The sequence below is a fragment of the Microbacterium sp. Root61 genome (genome assembly GCF_001427525.1).
Taxonomy (GTDB): Bacteria; Actinomycetota; Actinomycetes; order Actinomycetales; family Microbacteriaceae; genus Microbacterium.
In genome coordinates this window covers 976742-992699 of record NZ_LMGU01000001.1, presented here as the reverse complement: position 1 = coordinate 992699, position 15958 = coordinate 976742, and the positions used below count along the sequence as shown (strand labels likewise).

Below are 15958 nucleotides of genomic sequence, written 5' to 3'. Positions count from 1 at the left end.
GTGGGCTGCACGAGGGGCGGCGAGGTTCCGCGATTTGTCGGGCGAGATGGATAGGATCGCCGTACACGGACGAATTGGGGACTCAGGTCCCTCGCGTCGGGGGACAGAATCCGGGGATTCTGGGAGTGGATTCGTGCGTCGCTGGTTGGGCGCGCCGAACGTCGAAGGCGATGGGGGACAGCTGCGATGAGTGGGGTTAAGGGCGGCGGCAGGCGCTATGCCCTCGTCATGACGTTGGCGATCGCCGCCACCGTTGTCGTGTGCGCGGCCGGCGGCGCGGCAGTGGCTGCACTCGTCGTGACGACGACGACGGCGACGCGCGCAGAAGCCCCTCATCCCTCCTCGTCCCCGACGGACCCGACGGATGATCCCGCGGCCAGTCCAGCTCCGACGCCGACGGCGGTCGAGCCGCCGCCCCCCGCACCAGTCGAGCCGCCCGCACCCGTCGTGCCGGTCTCTCCCGCCGATACTCCCTGCACCGCCAACGTGACTATGTCGGTGTGGGCGCACTACGACGACGATCTGCTCTTCATGAACCCGCAGCTTCAGGAGGCGATGACTGCGGGAGACTGCGTGCGGACGGTGTTCCTGACGGGCGCCGACGCCGGTCGCGGCTGGGGATACGCGCAGGGGCGCGAGCTCGGCATCCTTCGCGCCTACAACACGATGCGGGGACAGACCGGATTCTGGTCGGAGAAGAAGGTCACGCTGCTGGCCGGCATGGTCGCGAGCCAATGGTCACCGCAGGACGATCCCGATATCACGGTCACCTTCCTCCGCCTCCCGGACGGCAACCTGACGGGGCACGGGTTCCCCTCGACCGGCAATGTGAGTCTGCCCGCACTGGTGAGCGGCGCGATCGCGACTATGACGCCGACCGACGGCGGGCCCCCGGCGTCGCTCGCGGGTCTGGTGGCCAGCGTCGGCGAGCTCATCACGGCGTACGGTGCGGACCGCCTCTTCACGGAAGTCCCGGCGGAGTCCGCCGAGTGGGCACCCGGCGACCACCCCGACCACTCCGCGACGGGGACGATCACGCGTGCCGCATGGCGCGGCGTGTCCTACCCGCCGGATCTCGTGAGATACGTCGTCGGCTATCCGTCGCTCAACCTCGGCCCGAACGTGGGCGGGGATGCGCTGGCGCGCAAGGTCGCCGCCTTCCGGGTCTACGCCGCGGAGGACCCGGTGGTCGGATGCGTCACAGACGCCGCCTGCCTGGCCAAGCCCCGATACGGCGGATGGCTGGAACGGCATTACGCCAAGACCGAGCCGGAGCTTTTCCCCAACGGCTGATCCGGCGATCCGGTCAGAGGGTGCGACCGCACATTCCGCATACGCCGGTGGCGGAGACCTCGACGTAGCAGTCCGGGCACATTGCGCGCGGGGGACGGTCCGCGATCGGCGTCGGCTTGCGCATCGGCGCGGCGCGCGGCTCCTTCTTCTTCGCGGGTGCCGCTCGCTGAACCTCGACGGGAACAACGGGAGCCTCGAACACAGGGACGTGCTCGGCGCAGTAGAAGCGGACGAACCCGCCGTGGTCGTTGGGGTGCCGGTGCTTGACGGCCCAGAGTTCGGTCCGCGGCAAGGCGTCGGACTCGCTTCCGCAGCCCGTGCAGCGCGCCGGGTCGCCCGGCGCGATCTCGGCGACCGGCATCGGGGTGTCGAACTCGATGGCGTCTCGCCAGTCCGAGGATGCGACGACCTTCATGGAGTGTCCTTCCTGCGGCGTCGGATCGGGTTCCCACGCGCAATTCTCCGGAGCGCACCCGAGATCCGGGCGCGTGTCCGGGTTCAACGGTAAGCGACTTCTCGGCCGCCGGTAACCACGTGCGCTGCACACGGTGCTGGTGGACCCGCCCCGCATCGGTAGGCTGGCGCCCGATGCGGGTGTCCGCGCGCGGCGAATAGGGGTGTCGGTGGGGGAGGACAGGACGATGCCCGCACCGCAGCCCAAGCCGCGTTCGGTCTATCAACGGGTGCTCGGCGAGCGATTCTTCGACCTCGATCCCCGCTTGCAGCAGTACTTCGGACCGCTTCCGGTCGGAATGGTCGGGCGCGGACACGGCGTCTACGAGATCGCAGGCTCACGGCGCCGGATGCTGCGACCACTGCTTGCCTGGATGGCATGGAGACGCATCCTGTTCCCGGAGTTCGGTCGAGACGTTCCGTTCACCGTCGTCAATACTCTCGGGGCCTCGGGCGGCCTCAGCGCTGTCCGCACCTTTTCGTTCCCCCGCCGCGAGCGGTTCATGGAGGACACCATGACCGTTGCGCACGGGCACCTCATCGACCGCCTCGGGCGGCGTCGCGGACTGGAAGTCGCGCTGGCCGTCTCGGTGCACGAGGGCGGATTGCGGATGCGGTCAGGTTCCTTCTGGCTGCACGTCGGGCCCGTGCGCGTACCGCTGCCGAGGGTCGCGACTCTGGTGCTGGACGAGCGCACGGACCCCGCCGACCCCGGTCGACAGCGCGTGGACGTGCGCATCATGGCTCCGCTGCTGGGCGAGGTGTTCCGATACGCGGGTGCCTTCACCTACGAGGTCGTGCCGGGGTGACGCCATGTGGCCGTGTAGCGCCAGAAGAGTCCGCGCCGGATCCTCGCCCCGGGTAGCTCGGTGCGGAGGACGCGCGCGATCTCGGCGAACGTCTCATCCGGCTCCGAAACGGGAGCTGTCATGTGAGACGGCGTCGCCAGCGCGGGTCGCGGGTGCACCGCCAATCCCACCAGCGGGTTGAGTACGAGCGAGAGAATCGACCACGGCCAGTCCTCGGGCTCGTCGCGAGCCACACCGACGATCACGACACGGCCACCGGGCCGCAGGAGCGCTCGAACGCGGCGCAGCGTCTCTTGCAGGGGCAGGTGGTGCAGCACGGCCACCAGCGTGATCAGGTCGTACTCCTTCTCGCCGACGTCCGCGAATGCGACGGTGCGCACCTCAGCGTTGGCGACATTCCGCAGGTGCTGCCGGGCGCGAGTGGCAGTGGGTTGATCCGGTTCGATCCCCGTCACGCTCTCGAACAGGGGCGCGAGCCGCGCGAGCAGGTTGCCGGTGCCGCATCCCACGTCCAACGCCAGGGTCCCGCCGGTGTGCCGCACCTGCCGTGCCTGACGCAGAATCCATCGCGCGTAGGCGTCGTTGTGGGACCACGGATGGCGGTCGTTGAACCTTCCGAGCGCGAGCAGGGCCGAGTAGACGAGACGGGACATTTCCCGCGAATCTATCTGTGGGCGCGATGTGCCGGGGTGACGCCATCCCGCGTGTCGGCAGCGGGTGGGACGATGGGCGCATGACCCGGTACGCGATCGACGCCGCTGTCGCCCTACGCCTTGTGCGCGAAGGCGTGGAGGTGGCCGAGCGACATCAGCTCGTCGGACCGTCCGTGCTCCGGTCGCACGCTCTGTCGATGATCTACCGCGACGTGCGCGCGGGGCACCTGGAGGAGAAGACCGGGTTGAAGCAGCTCGACGGCCTCGCCGGGCTGAAGATCCGTCTGCTCGGCGATCGCGTCTCGCGGTCCACCGCGTTCACGCTCGCCACCGGGCTGGACTGGGACGACACGGCCGTGGCGGAGTACCTCGCCGTCGCCGTGCTGCAGGCGGACGTCCTGGTGACGGAGGACGAGCGCCTGGGCGCGGCCGCCGAGGGACGGATCACCCGTGCCACGTATGCCGACCTGGTGGCCACGACCGCTCAGAGCGCTTCGTAGCCCTGTCCGTGCGCCCCGACAAGGGCGACGGGTGTGCCGTTCACCGCGAGGATCGTGCGTCCATCCGGTCGCCTGGGCACCTGCGCCGTGATGCGCGGCAGCACGTCGAAGCCTTCGTTGCTGATCCACGTGATGTCGGTTCGCGCTGTCATCATGTCGACGAATCGCGCCCGGCGCTCGGGGTCGAGATAGACGAGCACGGCGCTGTGGAAGACGACGACGTGCGACCCGGCGGGTGCGTCATCGATCAGCCGCGGAACCGTTTCGAGGAGGTCGCCGCGTATGAGCCGAGGGGGGTCGGACGCGACGAGGCGCGCCGCCGCGTGCAGGCGTGTCCGGCGCGCTTCGTGCTCCGGCCACACCAGCGTCTCGAGCCAGGTCACCTGATCCGGATCGCCCACATCGAGCGGATTGAGGTCGACCCCGGTGCGGGAGACGACCGTCGGGACCCGGGTCGGAACGCTGCCGGCGTCGATCGTGCACGGAATCTCGACGTCGCTGGGGCCGTCGACCGGGTCGAGCGACGTGGTGACTCCGCCCGCGTCGTAGCGGTAGCTGTAGCGGTCCGGATAGAGGCACAGGCCGGCGGATGCCCCCGCCTCGATGAGCGCCAGCGGTCCGGGCAGTCGGCTCAGGATCGGCAGCAGGACGGCGCAACGCGCGGCCTCGTTCGTCTGCGTCGCGTGCGACAGTGCGATCGGCACGAGCTCGGCCCAATGCTGCTGGAGCCACGCCCGAAACGGCGGGTACGGACCCACGGGAGCGCCGGCAGCTCGGGCCGCCGCGAACACGAGGTTGGCCTGCCGCTTAGCCCGGGGCAGCTGGGCGATCAGGTCGAGCACGGCCGGGTCACCCGCGACGCCGACCGCCCACTCCTCGTAGGTGTCCGATACGCCCTGCGCTTCCAGCTCCGCGAATCGTAGATAGGCCTGGGCAAGAGCGGTGTCCATTCCGTGAACCTATCAATCCGCGACGAGCTCGATCTTGAAGCGTTCGTCGTTCTCGATGAAGGCCGCGTAGTGGTCGGGACCCCCGGCCCAGGGGTGCCGGTCTTCGTAGAGATGGCGCCAACCGTGCTCGGGCGCCGCCGACCAGAGTCGATCGACGTCACTCCGCGTCCCGGCGTGGAACGCGAGGTGGTTCAGCCCGGCCCCTCGGCGATCGAACGTGTCCGGCCGTGGCGCCACCGCGACCACGATGTACGTCGCCCCGCGACGCCAGCTTCGCCTGCCCGGCCAGTCCTGGAACTGCTCGTACCCGAGCTCGCCGAGCAGCCATTCGAACGCCGGGATCGCCGCATCCGGATCGTTCGTCTGCAGCTCGACATGGTGCAGCGTTCCTGGCTCGGTCATTCATCGATGATCGCAGGCGCAGGATCGGGCGCCTCCTGCGAAAGCTCAGCGGTGGCCTGCATCTGCGCGCAGCGGGCGGCGAAGAGGATGGTGTGCATCAGCATGATGTCCTCACCGCCCGCGGTTCGGGCGGACGTCGCCCAGTGCGAGGTAGTCGCTGCACGGGACCGCGACGAGATCGCCGACGCGCAGATCATCGGGCAACAGCACGTCGCCCGCTCCCGCCGGCGACTGCAGGCCCCACACGCAGAATCGCGCTTCTCGGGCGCTCGAGATGCGCCCGATCAAGCGGCATTCGCCCCACGCGGGGTGGCAGTTGTCGAACGCGGCATCCACGCGCACGCCCTCCGCGCCGATGCTCACGACCGAGGCGATCACAACGCTGGCCGACAGCGTCGGGGACGGTACCCCGCCCGACATCGGGATCACGCGTGGCGCGGTGTGGATGCAGGGTGTTCCGCAGAGTTCGACGAGTCGCAGCAGCGAGACGCCGGACACCACGACGTCATCCAGGGTCGGATGGGCTCCGACCGGCCAGGTGTCGCGATCGAACGGGGAGGGGATGCTGTGCCGCAGGGTGGGGAGGAGGGAAGTGAGCGTCATGTTCCCGGTCTACGCGTCGAGTCGTGCGGGTCCCTTCGTCCTCACGGAGCCCGTGCGGGTTCTCGTCGGGTCCTCACGGGATGTCGTCGCCGCGTGGAATCATGGGGCCATGCCCGAGTCACCCGAGGTCCAGGCGCTCGTCGACTTCCTGTCCGACCGCATCCCCGACCGCACCGTCACCGGGTTCGACGTCGTGCTGGGCAAAGCCCTGAAGACCCGGCATCCGGAACCGAGTGACCTGATCGGATGCCGCGTGGTCGCGGTCGCGCGCTTCGGGAAGCTGATCGATGTGGTCGCCGAGACGCTCGAGGGCGGCGCCGTGCACCTGATCGTGCACTGGGGGCACGACGGCTGGCTCCTGTGGCACGACGCGGCACCGGACGGACTGAAGCGGGCAGGAGACGCGACGCTGATGGCCCGGCTGCGGTTCGACGACGGCTCCGGGTTCGATCTGACCGACTCCGGGCAGTGGAAGGCGCTGTCGATCTTCCTCGTGTCCGACCCGCGTGACGCGCCCGCGATCGCCAAGCTCGGGCCCGACCCGCTGGCGGAAGACGTCAGCGTCGCCGCGCTGGCCGGTGTCCTCGGCGGACGCCGCAAGCAGCTCAAGGCTCTCCTGCAGGACCAGACGGCACTCGCCGGGATCGGCAACGCCTACTCCGACGAGATCCTGCACGCCGCGAAGCTCTCGCCGGTCGTGCACGCGGCCGTCTTGACGCCCGCTGAGATCGAGCGGCTGCATTCCGCGATCGAGGGCATCCTGCAGCATGCCGTGGCCGCACGACGAGGTCTGCCGCCGGAATCCCTCAAAGACGAGAAACGCGGCGACATGCAGGTGCATCGCCGGCCGGGCGAGCCGTGTCCGGTGTGCGGCGGCACCATCGCCGAGTTCACGTTCTCCGGCGCCGCTGCGCACTACTGCCCGACGTGCCAGACGGCGGGAGTGCTGCTGTCCTGACCGGTACGGACTCGCCGTAGTCTGAACCCGTGCATGACGCCTCGACCGACGCCCTCTCGCCCGTTCAGCGGATCGCGCGCGCTCTCTTCAGCGAGGATGCGATCTACGGACTGATCCTCGTCTCCGGACTGATCGTGGTCAGCGGCACCCTGACCGGCGAATCGGTGGGAGCGTTCGTCACCGTGTTCGTCACGGTCGCGGTGTTCTGGGCCGCGCACGTCTACGCGCGCACGCTGTCGCAGTATTCGCGTGCCGGCGTCGACCATAACCTCCGCCTGGCGCTGGTCGCCGCGCTCCGCGAGTCGTCCGGGATGCTCATCGTCGCCGTTCCGCCGCTGCTCGTGTTGCTGGCCGGCCTCACCGGGATCCTGCCGGATGAAGCCGCGATCATGGGCGCGCTGGTCCTGGATGTGCTGCTGCTCGCGCTCGTCGGGTGGATCGCGGTGGCGCGGTGGTCTCAGAGCACGATGGCCCGCGTAGGTGGAGCGCTGATGACGGCGGCGTTCGGTGCCGTGCTGATTGCCGCGAAGGCGCTCATCCACTGACCCGCCCCGGCATCACGCGGCGACCGCCGCCGCCCTCTCGAGCCAGCGCACGGGGTCGTCGCGGTGGTAGAAGCGCTCGTCCGGTTCCACGCGATCCAAGAAGCCCTGATAGACAGCTGCCTGTCGCAGGGCGGCGATGGGGGAGAGCAGGGTCATCGCGCGGGTGGCATCGCTTCCGGGCACCGTGCGCGCCCACACGTCGGCCCAATGCGCCCGCACGGCATCGGCCTCGGGTCGCGGCATCCGCTCGGTGAACGCCGCCTCATCGAGCAGCGGGTGGCCGATGCCGCTGTCGCCCCAGTCCAGGAGCACGAGCTCGCCACCGGATCCGCGGACGTTGCCGGGGTGGAAGTCGCCGTGCACAAGCATGTCGGAGAGGCCGCACGCGTCGAGGTCCGCGGTGCGGCCGTCCCACCCTGCGAGCACGGAGGCCACAGCGGCGCGGTCCGACGCGGGCAGCGCGTCCGCGTACCGCTCGAACACGGGCGTGACCGCGTCGCGCAGCGCCGGCATCCGCCAATCGGGGAGTCCGAGCCGGAACAGCTCTGCGAGGTACGACCGCTGGTCGCGCTGGATGTCCACGAGCAGGTCGACCATCGCGCGGGCCTGGGCCGGCTCATGGTCGTAGAGGTCGTCGCCGGGGATCTCGGCCAGCAGCACGGCACCGGGGGAGCGGGCCAACACGCGTGGCACGGCGTGGCGCGCGAGTCGCTCCAGGAGGGCGCCCTCGTGCGCGAAGAACGGCGGCACCGCCTTGAGCCACACCGTTCCCTGCGTGGTCGGGAGGCGCCACAGGGTGGAGAGGTTCCAGGTTCGCTGCTGCGCCGCTTCTCCGGTGAGCTCGATGCCCTGCACCGCAAGCGCCTGCGCGGCCCAGCCCAGGAGCGCGGCGGGTCCGCCGACGCTGGCCCACGGCATCCGGTGCGGGACGGGCGCGAGAGGGTCGCCCGTGACGGGGCGCAGTGCAGCGGCGGGCGGTCGCGGAATCTCGGCAAGGTAGCGGGTCAGGTCGGGCTGGCCGTCCGGCCGGGCGACGAACTCGAGGATCCGCAGGATCGTCGGCCGCTCGCCGAGCAGCACGGTTGCGGCATCGCACACCGGAGCGACCTCCGGAGCCCACGGCGACGTGACCGCGAACGACGGGGTGCTGCCGAGCACAGTGCCGTCGGCCAGGCACAGAACCAGCTCAGCGCGGCGTGCGTCGGGTCGGCCCATAGTCGACGACTGTAGTCGTCGGCTAGGGGGCGGCGTGCTCGGTCGGACTCAGCAGTGCGGTGCGCAGCCGCGGTGAGAGCCCGGGTACCTCGTCCACCGGCACCGCGAGCGCCTGGAGTGCGCGGCTGAAGAAGTTTCGCGCCGCCGCGGCGAGCGTGATGTCGACGATCTGGCGGTCGGAGAATCCATGATCGCGCAGCGACCGGCTGTCCTCGTCAGTCATGGACGCGGCATCCGTCGACAACTTCTCGGCGTACGCCATCATCGCGACCTCGGCCTCGCTCAGGCCTGCGGCGCGGTAGTCCTCCGCGAGGTCGGCCAGTTGGTCCTCTCCCATCACCTCGGCGCGCAGCGTGCGGCGACCGTGCGCGAGCAGGCAATGCGCAGAGCGGATGCCTCGGGCTGCCGCGAGCGTCACGAGCTCGTAGTTGCGGAACCCGATCGACGGGACGACCGCGCGGACGAGTGCTTCGAACGCCTCGTGTGCCTCGGGATTCACCGCCATCGCTTGTGTGTGGGCGTAGACGAACCCGTCCACCGTGTGGTCGCCGGCATACATGTCGGCGACGTGTCCGGTGGCCTGATCGACGGTCGGCGGCGCGATGATCATGTCGAATCCCTCCGCGCGGGTGCTGCAACCGCGCAACGGGAGTGAGTCTGCCACCTCGGTCGCTGATACGTCAGGGGGAGGGAATCGTCCCGCACGACCTGCCGAGGGCTACGCTGGAGCCATGACCACTACGCAGACCAGCCCCCTGACCGTTCTCCAGCCGGTTGCCGAGGAGCTCAATCTCCTCGCCCCCGCCGCAGAAGGCGGTTGCTGCGGCGGCGGTAGCTGCTCGGTCTGAGACGCACAAGAGAAATGCCCCGCGGCCTGAGCCGCGGGGCATTCTCTGTCAGTGCGCGAAGTGCGCTCCTTCGAGCTGATCCGCGGGCTTGCGCACGAAGAACGACCCGGCGACGCTGAGCAGCGAGATGATCGCGCCCAGCAGGAAGGCCGCGCGGACTCCGGCAGCCTCGGCCGCGACGGTTTCGGCGCCGCCGCTGATCGCGCCGGCCGTGACACCCGACATCACGGCGATGAACACGGCGATTCCCGCGGCGCCGGCCACCTGCTGCACGGTGCCCACGATGGCGCTGCCGTACGAGTAGAAGCGCTTCTCGAGCGAACCCAACGATGCGGTGAACAGCGGCGTGAACGACATCGCCAGTCCCAGCGACAGCGTCACGTGCGCCGCGACGATGACCCAGACCGGCGTGGTCTCGCCCACCGTGGAGAAGAACCACAGCGCGGCGCTGGCGATGATCGACCCGGGGATGATCAGCACCTGGGTGCCCCAGCGGTCGTAGATCGATCCGATCAGGGGGCCGGTGAAGCCCATGATCAGCGCGCCCGGGAGCACGATGAGTCCCGTGTCCAGTGGCGAGAGGCCGAGGACGTGCTGGAGGTAGAGCGGCAGCACGGCGAGCGTGCCGAAGAAGGTCAGCGACAGGACGAGCATCTGTCCCATCGCGATCGAGAAGTTCTTCGACCGGAACACGCGCAGATCCAGCAGCGCGTCGTCCTTGCGCTGCAGGATCAGCTGACGCCAGATGAACAGCCCGAGCGCGACCACGCCGACGCTCAGCGCGACCCACATCGTCATCGTCGCGATCTCGGCGGCGGCCACTGCGACCGCGGAGGTGCCGTGGGCCGAGGCGCCGCCGATCTGACTGAGGCCGTAGACCAGCCCACCGAAGCCGAGCGCGGACAGGATGATCGAGAGCACGTCGATCGGAGCGCGGGTCGTCTCGCCGACATTGGTGACCCACTTCGCCCCGATGAGCAGCATCACGATCGCGATGGGCAGCACGACGCCGAACATCCAGCGCCAGCCGAGCGTCTCCAGGATGATGCCGGACAGTGTCGGGCCGATTGCAGGTGCGACCGAGATCACGACCGAGACCATGCCCATCATGCGACCGCGGGCGCGCGCCGGCACCAGCGTCATGATGGTGGTCATCAGCAGCGGCATCATGATGGCGGTACCGGATGCCTGGATCACACGTGCGACCAGTAGCACCTCGAATCCGGGGGCGAAGGCCGCGACCATGGTGCCCAGGCTGAACAGTGTCATTCCGCCGATGAACGCCTGACGCGTGGTGAAGCGCTGCAATAGGAAGCCGGTGATCGGGATCACCACGGCCATCGTGAGCATGAATGCGGTGGTCAACCACTGGGCGGCCAGAGCGGTGATGCTCAGGTCGATCATGAGATGCGGGATCGCCACATTCATGATCGTCTCGTTGAGGATCACGACGAACGCGGCACCCAGCAGCAGCCAGATGATCCGCGATTCGCGAGGAGTCAGTTTCGTAGGTGCGGCAACAGTCCGCAAAGTGTCGGTATCGGCGGTCATCAATCGTCTCCAAGGCATCTCGCGCCATCCCCCGCAGAAGGCACTGTTCGACCCTAACGGCGTGCGCCGACAGGGAATTCCCTCATCCATGACACGATTCGGGCATGGCTGTTCGTTCTGGTCCGATCACCCGCTTGATCGTCGGTGCGATCGGAGGCATCGCGACGGGCGTCGTGGTCGGGCGGATCGCCGGACTCGCCGCGGGGCTGCTGTCCGGCTGGGGCATGGGCGCATTGATCGCGGTCGTGTGGATCCTGGTCGTGGTCTGGCGGATGGACGCGGTGGCGACACGTGCGCACGCTCAGCGCGAGGACCCTGGACGGCGCGTGGCACGGGTCATCTCCGTGATCGGCAGTGTCGCCAGCCTCGCCGCGGTCGCGGCCGTGCTGCTGCAGGCCTCGACGCTCGGACGCGTCGAGGGGTTCGTGCTCGCGGCGATCGCGGCCGGCAGCGTCATCGCATCATGGGCGCTGATCCAGGTCGACTACATGCTGCGCATGGCGCGCGAGTACTACGCCGAGCCGGTGGGCGGGATCAGCTTCAACCAGGCCGAGGACCCCATGTACACCGACTTTGTCTACTTCTCGGTCGGACTCGGGATGACGTACCAGGTCGCCGACACGAACGTGCAGACGAACCAGATCCGTCGCCTCGTGATCGCGCAGACGATGCTGGCGTACCTGTTCGGCGCCGTCATCCTCGCGACCGTGATCAACCTGGTGTCGAACCTGGGCTGACGCGGCGCGCGAGCGTCAGCTACTCGGCGGGTTCGTCACCCTCGGTGTCGTCCCAGTCCTCCGAGCCGATGGCGTCGGTGGGTGCAGGCGTCGGCTCGCGCTCTTCCAGTGCGTGGGGAAGGGGATTGAGCATCTCCTCCTCCGGAATGGCCTGCAGTGCGTCGATCTCGGCGCGCAGTGCGGCGAGGTCTTCTCCGTCGAGGGGCTTGTCTGCTGTTCCGGCCATGGACCGAGCCTATCGCGACTGCCCGCGCTGTCCATCGCCGGGGTTACGCTGACCGGATGAGCATGGGACATCGCGGGACACGACCGGCCGGAGGCGGCGGCGGAGGCGGTGGAGGCGGCGGTCGCCGCATGGTCGATCCCAAGGCGCAGCGCGCGCTGAACAAGGCCGCTCCCAAGATCCCCGACCTCGGCAAGCGCGTGATGGCGCTGTTCCGGCCGTACAGCGGACGCTTGACCGTCACCGGCGCGCTCGTGATCGTCAGTGCGGCGCTCGGCGTGATCCCCGCACTCGTGATCGAGCGGATCTTCGACGAGGCCTTGTTCCCGCCCAGCGGCGGCCCCGATCTCCGGCTGCTCGGGCAACTCGTGGCGCTCATGATCGGACTGTTCGTCGCCACCGCCGCGCTGAACATCATCCAGACGTGGCTGACATCCTCGGTCGGCAACCGCATCACCGGCGACCTCCGGCTGAAGCTGTTCTCCCACCTGCAGCGGATGGACCTGGCGTTCTTCACGCGCACCAAGACCGGCGTCATCCAATCACGGCTGCAGAACGACGTCGGCGGCGTTGCGGGGGTCCTCACGACCACGCTCACCAGCATCCTGGGCAATCTCGTCACCGTGATCGCCTCGCTCGTCGCGATGCTGCTGATCGACTGGCGGCTGACGATCATCGCGGTCATCATGCTGCCGATCCTGGCGATCGTGCAGCGCCGTGTCGGCATCGTGCGGGCGCGCATCGCCGCCGAGACGCAGGAGTCCCTGTCGGAGCTGACGGCCATCACCCAGGAGACGCTGAGCGTCTCGGGCATCCTGCTGTCCAAGTCGTTCAACCGTCAGCAGACCGAAGAGCAGCGCTACGCGACCGAGACCGCCAACCAGGTGCGGCTGCAGGTGCGTCAGACCATGAGCGGCCAGTGGTTCTTCGGCGTCGTGAACGTGCTGATGGCGTCGGTCCCCGCGATCATCTACCTGGTCGCCGGGTTCATCCTCACCGGCGGCAACGCCGACATCACCGCAGGTGTGATCGTCGCATTCACGACCGTGCAGGCGCGTCTGCTGTGGCCGTTGATGTCGCTGATGCGCATCGCGCTGGACCTCCAGACCTCGCGCGCGTTGTTCGCCCGCATCTTCGAGTACCTCGATCTGGTGCCGGCGATCAGCGATGCGCCGGACGCGATCGATGCCGCGCACGCGCCTGAGCGGCTGGGCACGGTCGAGTTCCGCGATGTGGTCTTCCGCTACCCGGATGCCGCGGCCGACAGCCGCCCCACGCTGGACGGCGTCTCGTTCCGGGCCGAGCCGGGGCAGCACGTCGCGTTCGTGGGGCCGTCCGGCGCCGGTAAGACGACGGTGCTGTATCTGACGCCGCGCATGTACGAGGCATCCGCGGGCAGCGTGCTGTTCGCGGGAGCGGATGTCCGTCACCTCACGCACACCTCGATCATCGACGCCGTCGGCATCGTGTCGCAGGAGACCTACCTGTTCCACGCCACGATCGGCGAGAACCTCCGATACGCGAAGCCCGGCGCCACGCAGGAAGAGCTCGAAGCGGCGTGCCGCGCCGCGAACATCCACCACGTGATCGTCGGCTTCGAGCACGGCTACGACACCATCGTGGGCGAGCGCGGCTACCGGCTATCCGGCGGCGAGAAGCAGCGCATCGCGATCGCGCGGGTGCTGCTGAAGGACCCGCCGGTGCTGCTGCTGGACGAAGCCACGTCGGCGCTGGACACCGTCTCCGAGCGTGTCGTGCAGGAGGCGCTGGATGCCGCGGCCCGCGGCCGCACGACGCTGTCCATCGCGCACCGGCTGTCCACCGTCATCAACGCCGACGTCATCCACGTCGTCGACGGCGGCCGCATCGTCGAATCCGGCACACACGCGTCGCTCCTGGCTGCAGGCGGGCTCTACACCGAACTCGCGGCGCAGCAGCTCGCGGCATCCCGCATCCTCGCCGTGGAAGAGGCGCAGCCGGGTCCCGACCATCCTGAGCGTCGTGCGGATCGCCCGCCGGTCGGAGCGGCCGACGAATCCGTCGTCGCGCTCGTCCCGCTGCCCGGAGTGGACACAGAGCCCGCCTGGGCGCGCGTCGACCGCGCGGACTGAGCGGGCTTCAGCTCACCAGAGCAGCGCTGCGGCGATATCGGGAGGAGAGCCCGCGTCCGTGCCGCGGGCATCGAGCTCGCGCACGAACGCCCCGAGCGCACGTCGGTACGCGTCGTCGGGGTGGGTCTGCGCGATGCGCACCAGCGGCGGAACGTCCATCGCGAGGATGAGGCGAACCCGGGCGGCAGCGGCGGCGGACTGGTCGGCGGCATCCAGCACTTCGAGGCCCCCGGCCAGGGCCTCCAGGTAGTCCCGCAGCACGGGGAGCGCCTCCTTGTGCTGCGTGATCGAGCTGCCGTCGGCCCGCTCGCGCCACTCCACGACGACGTCGGGGATGACATCGAAGCTGCGCGCCCGCGTGTACATCTGCTGGGCGACGACCTGGTCTTCGTAGAGCTTCCCGTCGGGGAAGCGCAGGCCGGTGCGCCGCCAGAAGTCGATGCGGCTCACCTTCGACCACGCCACGATGTTGCCGGATGCCTCGGGGTGCGCCTCGAGGGTCGTGCCCACGAGTGCGGGATCGGTCGCCGCGGCCACCCACGGCTGCACGTCGCCCGCGCTGTAGCCGCCGCCGGCGTCGGGTCGCAGGCGCACGTACGCGCCGAGGGCGAAGTCGCTGCCGCTGTGCACGACCGTATCGATGAGCCGCTCCAGGGCCCGAGGCGAGAGACGGTCGTCGGCGTCGAGGAATCCGACGAACGGTGTGGTCACCAGATCCAGTCCGGTGTTGCGACCCGCGCTCAGTCCGCGCTGCCGATCGTGGTGGATCACTCGGAATCGCGGATCGGCGGCGGCCGCCGCGTCGAAGATCGCGCCCGTGCGGTCGCTGGAGGCGTCGTCCACGAGCACGGCGACCCAGTCGGTGAGCGTCTGCGCAAGGAGCGAGTCCAGCGCCTCCTGCGCGTAGTCCTCGACGTCGAAGCCGGGCACGATCACGGTGACGACAGGCGGGTTGCTCACCCGCCCGATTGTACGGCGGCGACGGATGCCGCGACCGCCGCCGCGACGCTGTCCAGCGGTTCGCGGAGACCGTGCGGGATGGTGAAGCGCACCGCGGTCTGCGCGACCTCGGGCGCGATGCCCAGGGCGAGCAGGACGTGCGAGGGCTCCTCGCTGCCGGCGGCGCACGCCGAGCCGCTGGAGGAGACGACCCCGCGCCGCTCGAGTTCGAGCAGCACGGCCTCGCCGTTGGTGCCCGCGAACGTGAAGCTCGCGGTGCCCGGCAGCCGGTGCACCGGATCGCCCGTCAGCGCAGCGGTGGGGACCCCCGCGAGCACGGCGGCGATGAACCCGTCGCGCAGGACCGCGACCCGCAGGGCATCCTCGGTGCGCTCGGCGTCGGCCAGCTCGAGGGCGGTCGCGAATCCCACCGCTCCGGCGACGTTCTCCGTGCCGCTGCGGCGGCCGCGCTCCTGGCCCCCGCCGTGCAGCACCGGCTCCAGCGGCACGCGTCCGCGGATGCCGAGCACGCCGATGCCCTTCGGGGCGCCGAGCTTGTGGCCCGCGAGCGAGATCGCGTCGTACCCGAGGTCGGTCGCGGAGAGGGGCAACCATCCGGCGGCCTGCACGGCGTCGATATGGATCGGGATGCCGCGCCCGCGGGCGGCGGCGGCGATGCCGGCGACATCCTGCACCGTCCCCACCTCGTTGTTCGCGTACCCGACGCTGACCACGGCCGTGTCGTCGCGCAGGGCGTCGGCGATCGCGGCGGCGGTGACCTGCCCGAACGCGTCGACGGCGACGGGCGTGACCGTGAAACCGTGGATGCGGGCGAGATAGTCCGCCGACTGCAGGATCGACTCGTGCTCGATCGGCGTCGTGACCAGATGCCGCGCGCCACGGCGCTGCTGCGCGGCGATCGCGATGCCCTTGACCGCGAGGTTGTTGGCCTCCGTGCCCCCGGAAGTGAAGATGACGTCGCTGCGGCGCATGCCGAGCACCGCGGCGACCCGGGCGCGGGCATCCTCCAGCGCGCCGGCCGCCGCTTCGCCGACCGTGTGGTGGCTGGACGCGTTGCCGAACCACCGGGTCAGGAACGGGGTCATCGCCTCGAGCACCTCCGGCCGCACCGGGGTGGTGGCCGCGTTGTCGAGGTACAGCATGCTCA

18 protein-coding genes are annotated in these 15958 nt (G+C 69.7%); 7 read left to right on the top strand and 11 right to left on the bottom strand.

All coding sequences use genetic code 11. The annotated features are described in order from the left end of the window. The first annotated feature begins 186 nt into the window (after positions 1-186). On the top strand, positions 187-1293 hold the full coding sequence (locus ASD65_RS04815; protein ID WP_082561572.1) for a PIG-L deacetylase family protein: 1107 nt from the start codon (positions 187-189) through the stop codon (positions 1291-1293). A gap of 13 nt (positions 1294-1306) precedes the next feature. Here the strand turns inward: ASD65_RS04815 and ASD65_RS04810 are convergent, their stop codons facing one another. Then, entirely contained in the window at positions 1307-1708 is a 402-nt protein-coding gene (locus tag ASD65_RS04810; protein WP_056219208.1) for a hypothetical protein, read from the bottom strand. Between the two features lie 226 nt (positions 1709-1934). Between ASD65_RS04810 and ASD65_RS04805 the strand changes: the two genes are divergently transcribed. Beyond that, positions 1935-2555 (top strand): DUF4166 domain-containing protein, encoded by a 621-nt coding sequence (locus ASD65_RS04805; protein ID WP_082561571.1) that lies wholly within the window; start codon positions 1935-1937, stop codon positions 2553-2555. Here ASD65_RS04805 and ASD65_RS04800 read toward each other — a convergent pair. Next, entirely contained in the window at positions 2534-3208 is a 675-nt protein-coding gene (locus ASD65_RS04800; protein ID WP_056219204.1) for a class I SAM-dependent methyltransferase, read from the bottom strand. The genes ASD65_RS04805 and ASD65_RS04800 overlap by 22 nt on opposite strands. A gap of 80 nt (positions 3209-3288) precedes the next feature. Between ASD65_RS04800 and ASD65_RS04795 the strand changes: the two genes are divergently transcribed. Further along, positions 3289-3708, top strand: a complete 420-nt coding sequence (locus ASD65_RS04795; protein WP_056219201.1) for a hypothetical protein — start codon at positions 3289-3291, stop codon at positions 3706-3708. Here the strand turns inward: ASD65_RS04795 and ASD65_RS04790 are convergent. The 3 genes from ASD65_RS04790 to ASD65_RS04780 all read right to left on the bottom strand — a co-directional run bounded on the left by ASD65_RS04790 (position 3693) and on the right by ASD65_RS04780 (position 5663). Then, the gene (locus ASD65_RS04790) at positions 3693-4658 is read right to left on the bottom strand and encodes a DUF2332 domain-containing protein (protein WP_056219198.1); all 966 of its coding nucleotides are present in this window, start codon (positions 4656-4658) and stop codon (positions 3693-3695) included. The genes ASD65_RS04795 and ASD65_RS04790 overlap by 16 nt on opposite strands. A gap of 12 nt (positions 4659-4670) precedes the next feature. After that, complete coding sequence (locus tag ASD65_RS04785; RefSeq protein WP_056219195.1) at positions 4671-5060, bottom strand: VOC family protein; 390 nt, start codon at positions 5058-5060, stop codon at positions 4671-4673. 111 nt (positions 5061-5171) lie between these two features. Continuing rightward, on the bottom strand, positions 5172-5663 hold the full coding sequence (locus ASD65_RS04780) for a hypothetical protein (RefSeq protein WP_056219192.1): 492 nt from the start codon (positions 5661-5663) through the stop codon (positions 5172-5174). Positions 5664-5772: 109 nt separating this feature from the next. Between ASD65_RS04780 and ASD65_RS04775 the strand changes: the two genes are divergently transcribed. Continuing rightward, positions 5773-6621, top strand: a complete 849-nt coding sequence (locus ASD65_RS04775) for an Fpg/Nei family DNA glycosylase (RefSeq protein WP_056224478.1) — start codon at positions 5773-5775, stop codon at positions 6619-6621. 29 nt (positions 6622-6650) lie between these two features. Then, entirely contained in the window at positions 6651-7166 is a 516-nt protein-coding gene (locus ASD65_RS04770; protein ID WP_056219189.1) for a hypothetical protein, read from the top strand. Between the two features lie 12 nt (positions 7167-7178). Here the strand turns inward: ASD65_RS04770 and ASD65_RS04765 are convergent, their stop codons facing one another. The 3 genes from ASD65_RS04765 to ASD65_RS04755 all read right to left on the bottom strand — a co-directional run bounded on the left by ASD65_RS04765 (position 7179) and on the right by ASD65_RS04755 (position 10780). Further along, positions 7179-8381 (bottom strand): phosphotransferase family protein, encoded by a 1203-nt coding sequence (locus ASD65_RS04765; protein ID WP_056219186.1) that lies wholly within the window; start codon positions 8379-8381, stop codon positions 7179-7181. Between the two features lie 22 nt (positions 8382-8403). Continuing rightward, entirely contained in the window at positions 8404-8991 is a 588-nt protein-coding gene (locus tag ASD65_RS04760) for a carboxymuconolactone decarboxylase family protein (RefSeq protein ID WP_056219183.1), read from the bottom strand. 286 nt (positions 8992-9277) lie between these two features. Beyond that, a complete protein-coding gene (locus tag ASD65_RS04755) occupies positions 9278-10780 on the bottom strand; it encodes an MDR family MFS transporter (protein WP_056219180.1) in 1503 nt (500 codons plus the stop codon). Positions 10781-10884: 104 nt separating this feature from the next. Between ASD65_RS04755 and ASD65_RS04750 the strand changes: the two genes are divergently transcribed. Next, entirely contained in the window at positions 10885-11517 is a 633-nt protein-coding gene (locus ASD65_RS04750) for a DUF1345 domain-containing protein (RefSeq protein ID WP_056219177.1), read from the top strand. 19 nt (positions 11518-11536) lie between these two features. On the opposite strand, the gene ASD65_RS04745 is transcribed toward ASD65_RS04750, so the two are convergent. Continuing rightward, positions 11537-11743 carry a hypothetical protein gene (locus tag ASD65_RS04745; RefSeq protein ID WP_056219174.1) on the bottom strand — a complete coding sequence of 69 codons (207 nt, stop codon included), beginning with the start codon at positions 11741-11743 and terminating at the stop codon, positions 11537-11539. A 62-nt stretch (positions 11744-11805) separates the two neighbouring features. Between ASD65_RS04745 and ASD65_RS04740 the strand changes: the two genes are divergently transcribed. Next, positions 11806-13851, top strand: coding sequence for an ABC transporter ATP-binding protein (locus ASD65_RS04740; protein ID WP_056219172.1), 2046 nt, complete (start codon positions 11806-11808; stop codon positions 13849-13851). A 12-nt stretch (positions 13852-13863) separates the two neighbouring features. Here ASD65_RS04740 and ASD65_RS04735 read toward each other — a convergent pair whose 3' ends face one another. Together ASD65_RS04735 and ASD65_RS04730 are read right to left on the bottom strand one after the other, a co-directional pair. Further along, positions 13864-14811, bottom strand: a complete 948-nt coding sequence (locus ASD65_RS04735; RefSeq protein ID WP_056219168.1) for a glycosyltransferase family 2 protein — start codon at positions 14809-14811, stop codon at positions 13864-13866. After that, a complete protein-coding gene (locus tag ASD65_RS04730; RefSeq protein ID WP_056224476.1) occupies positions 14808-15953 on the bottom strand; it encodes a cysteine desulfurase family protein in 1146 nt (381 codons plus the stop codon). Before ASD65_RS04730 ends, ASD65_RS04735 begins: the two co-directional genes overlap by 4 nt. Positions 15954-15958: the final 5 nt, after the last annotated feature.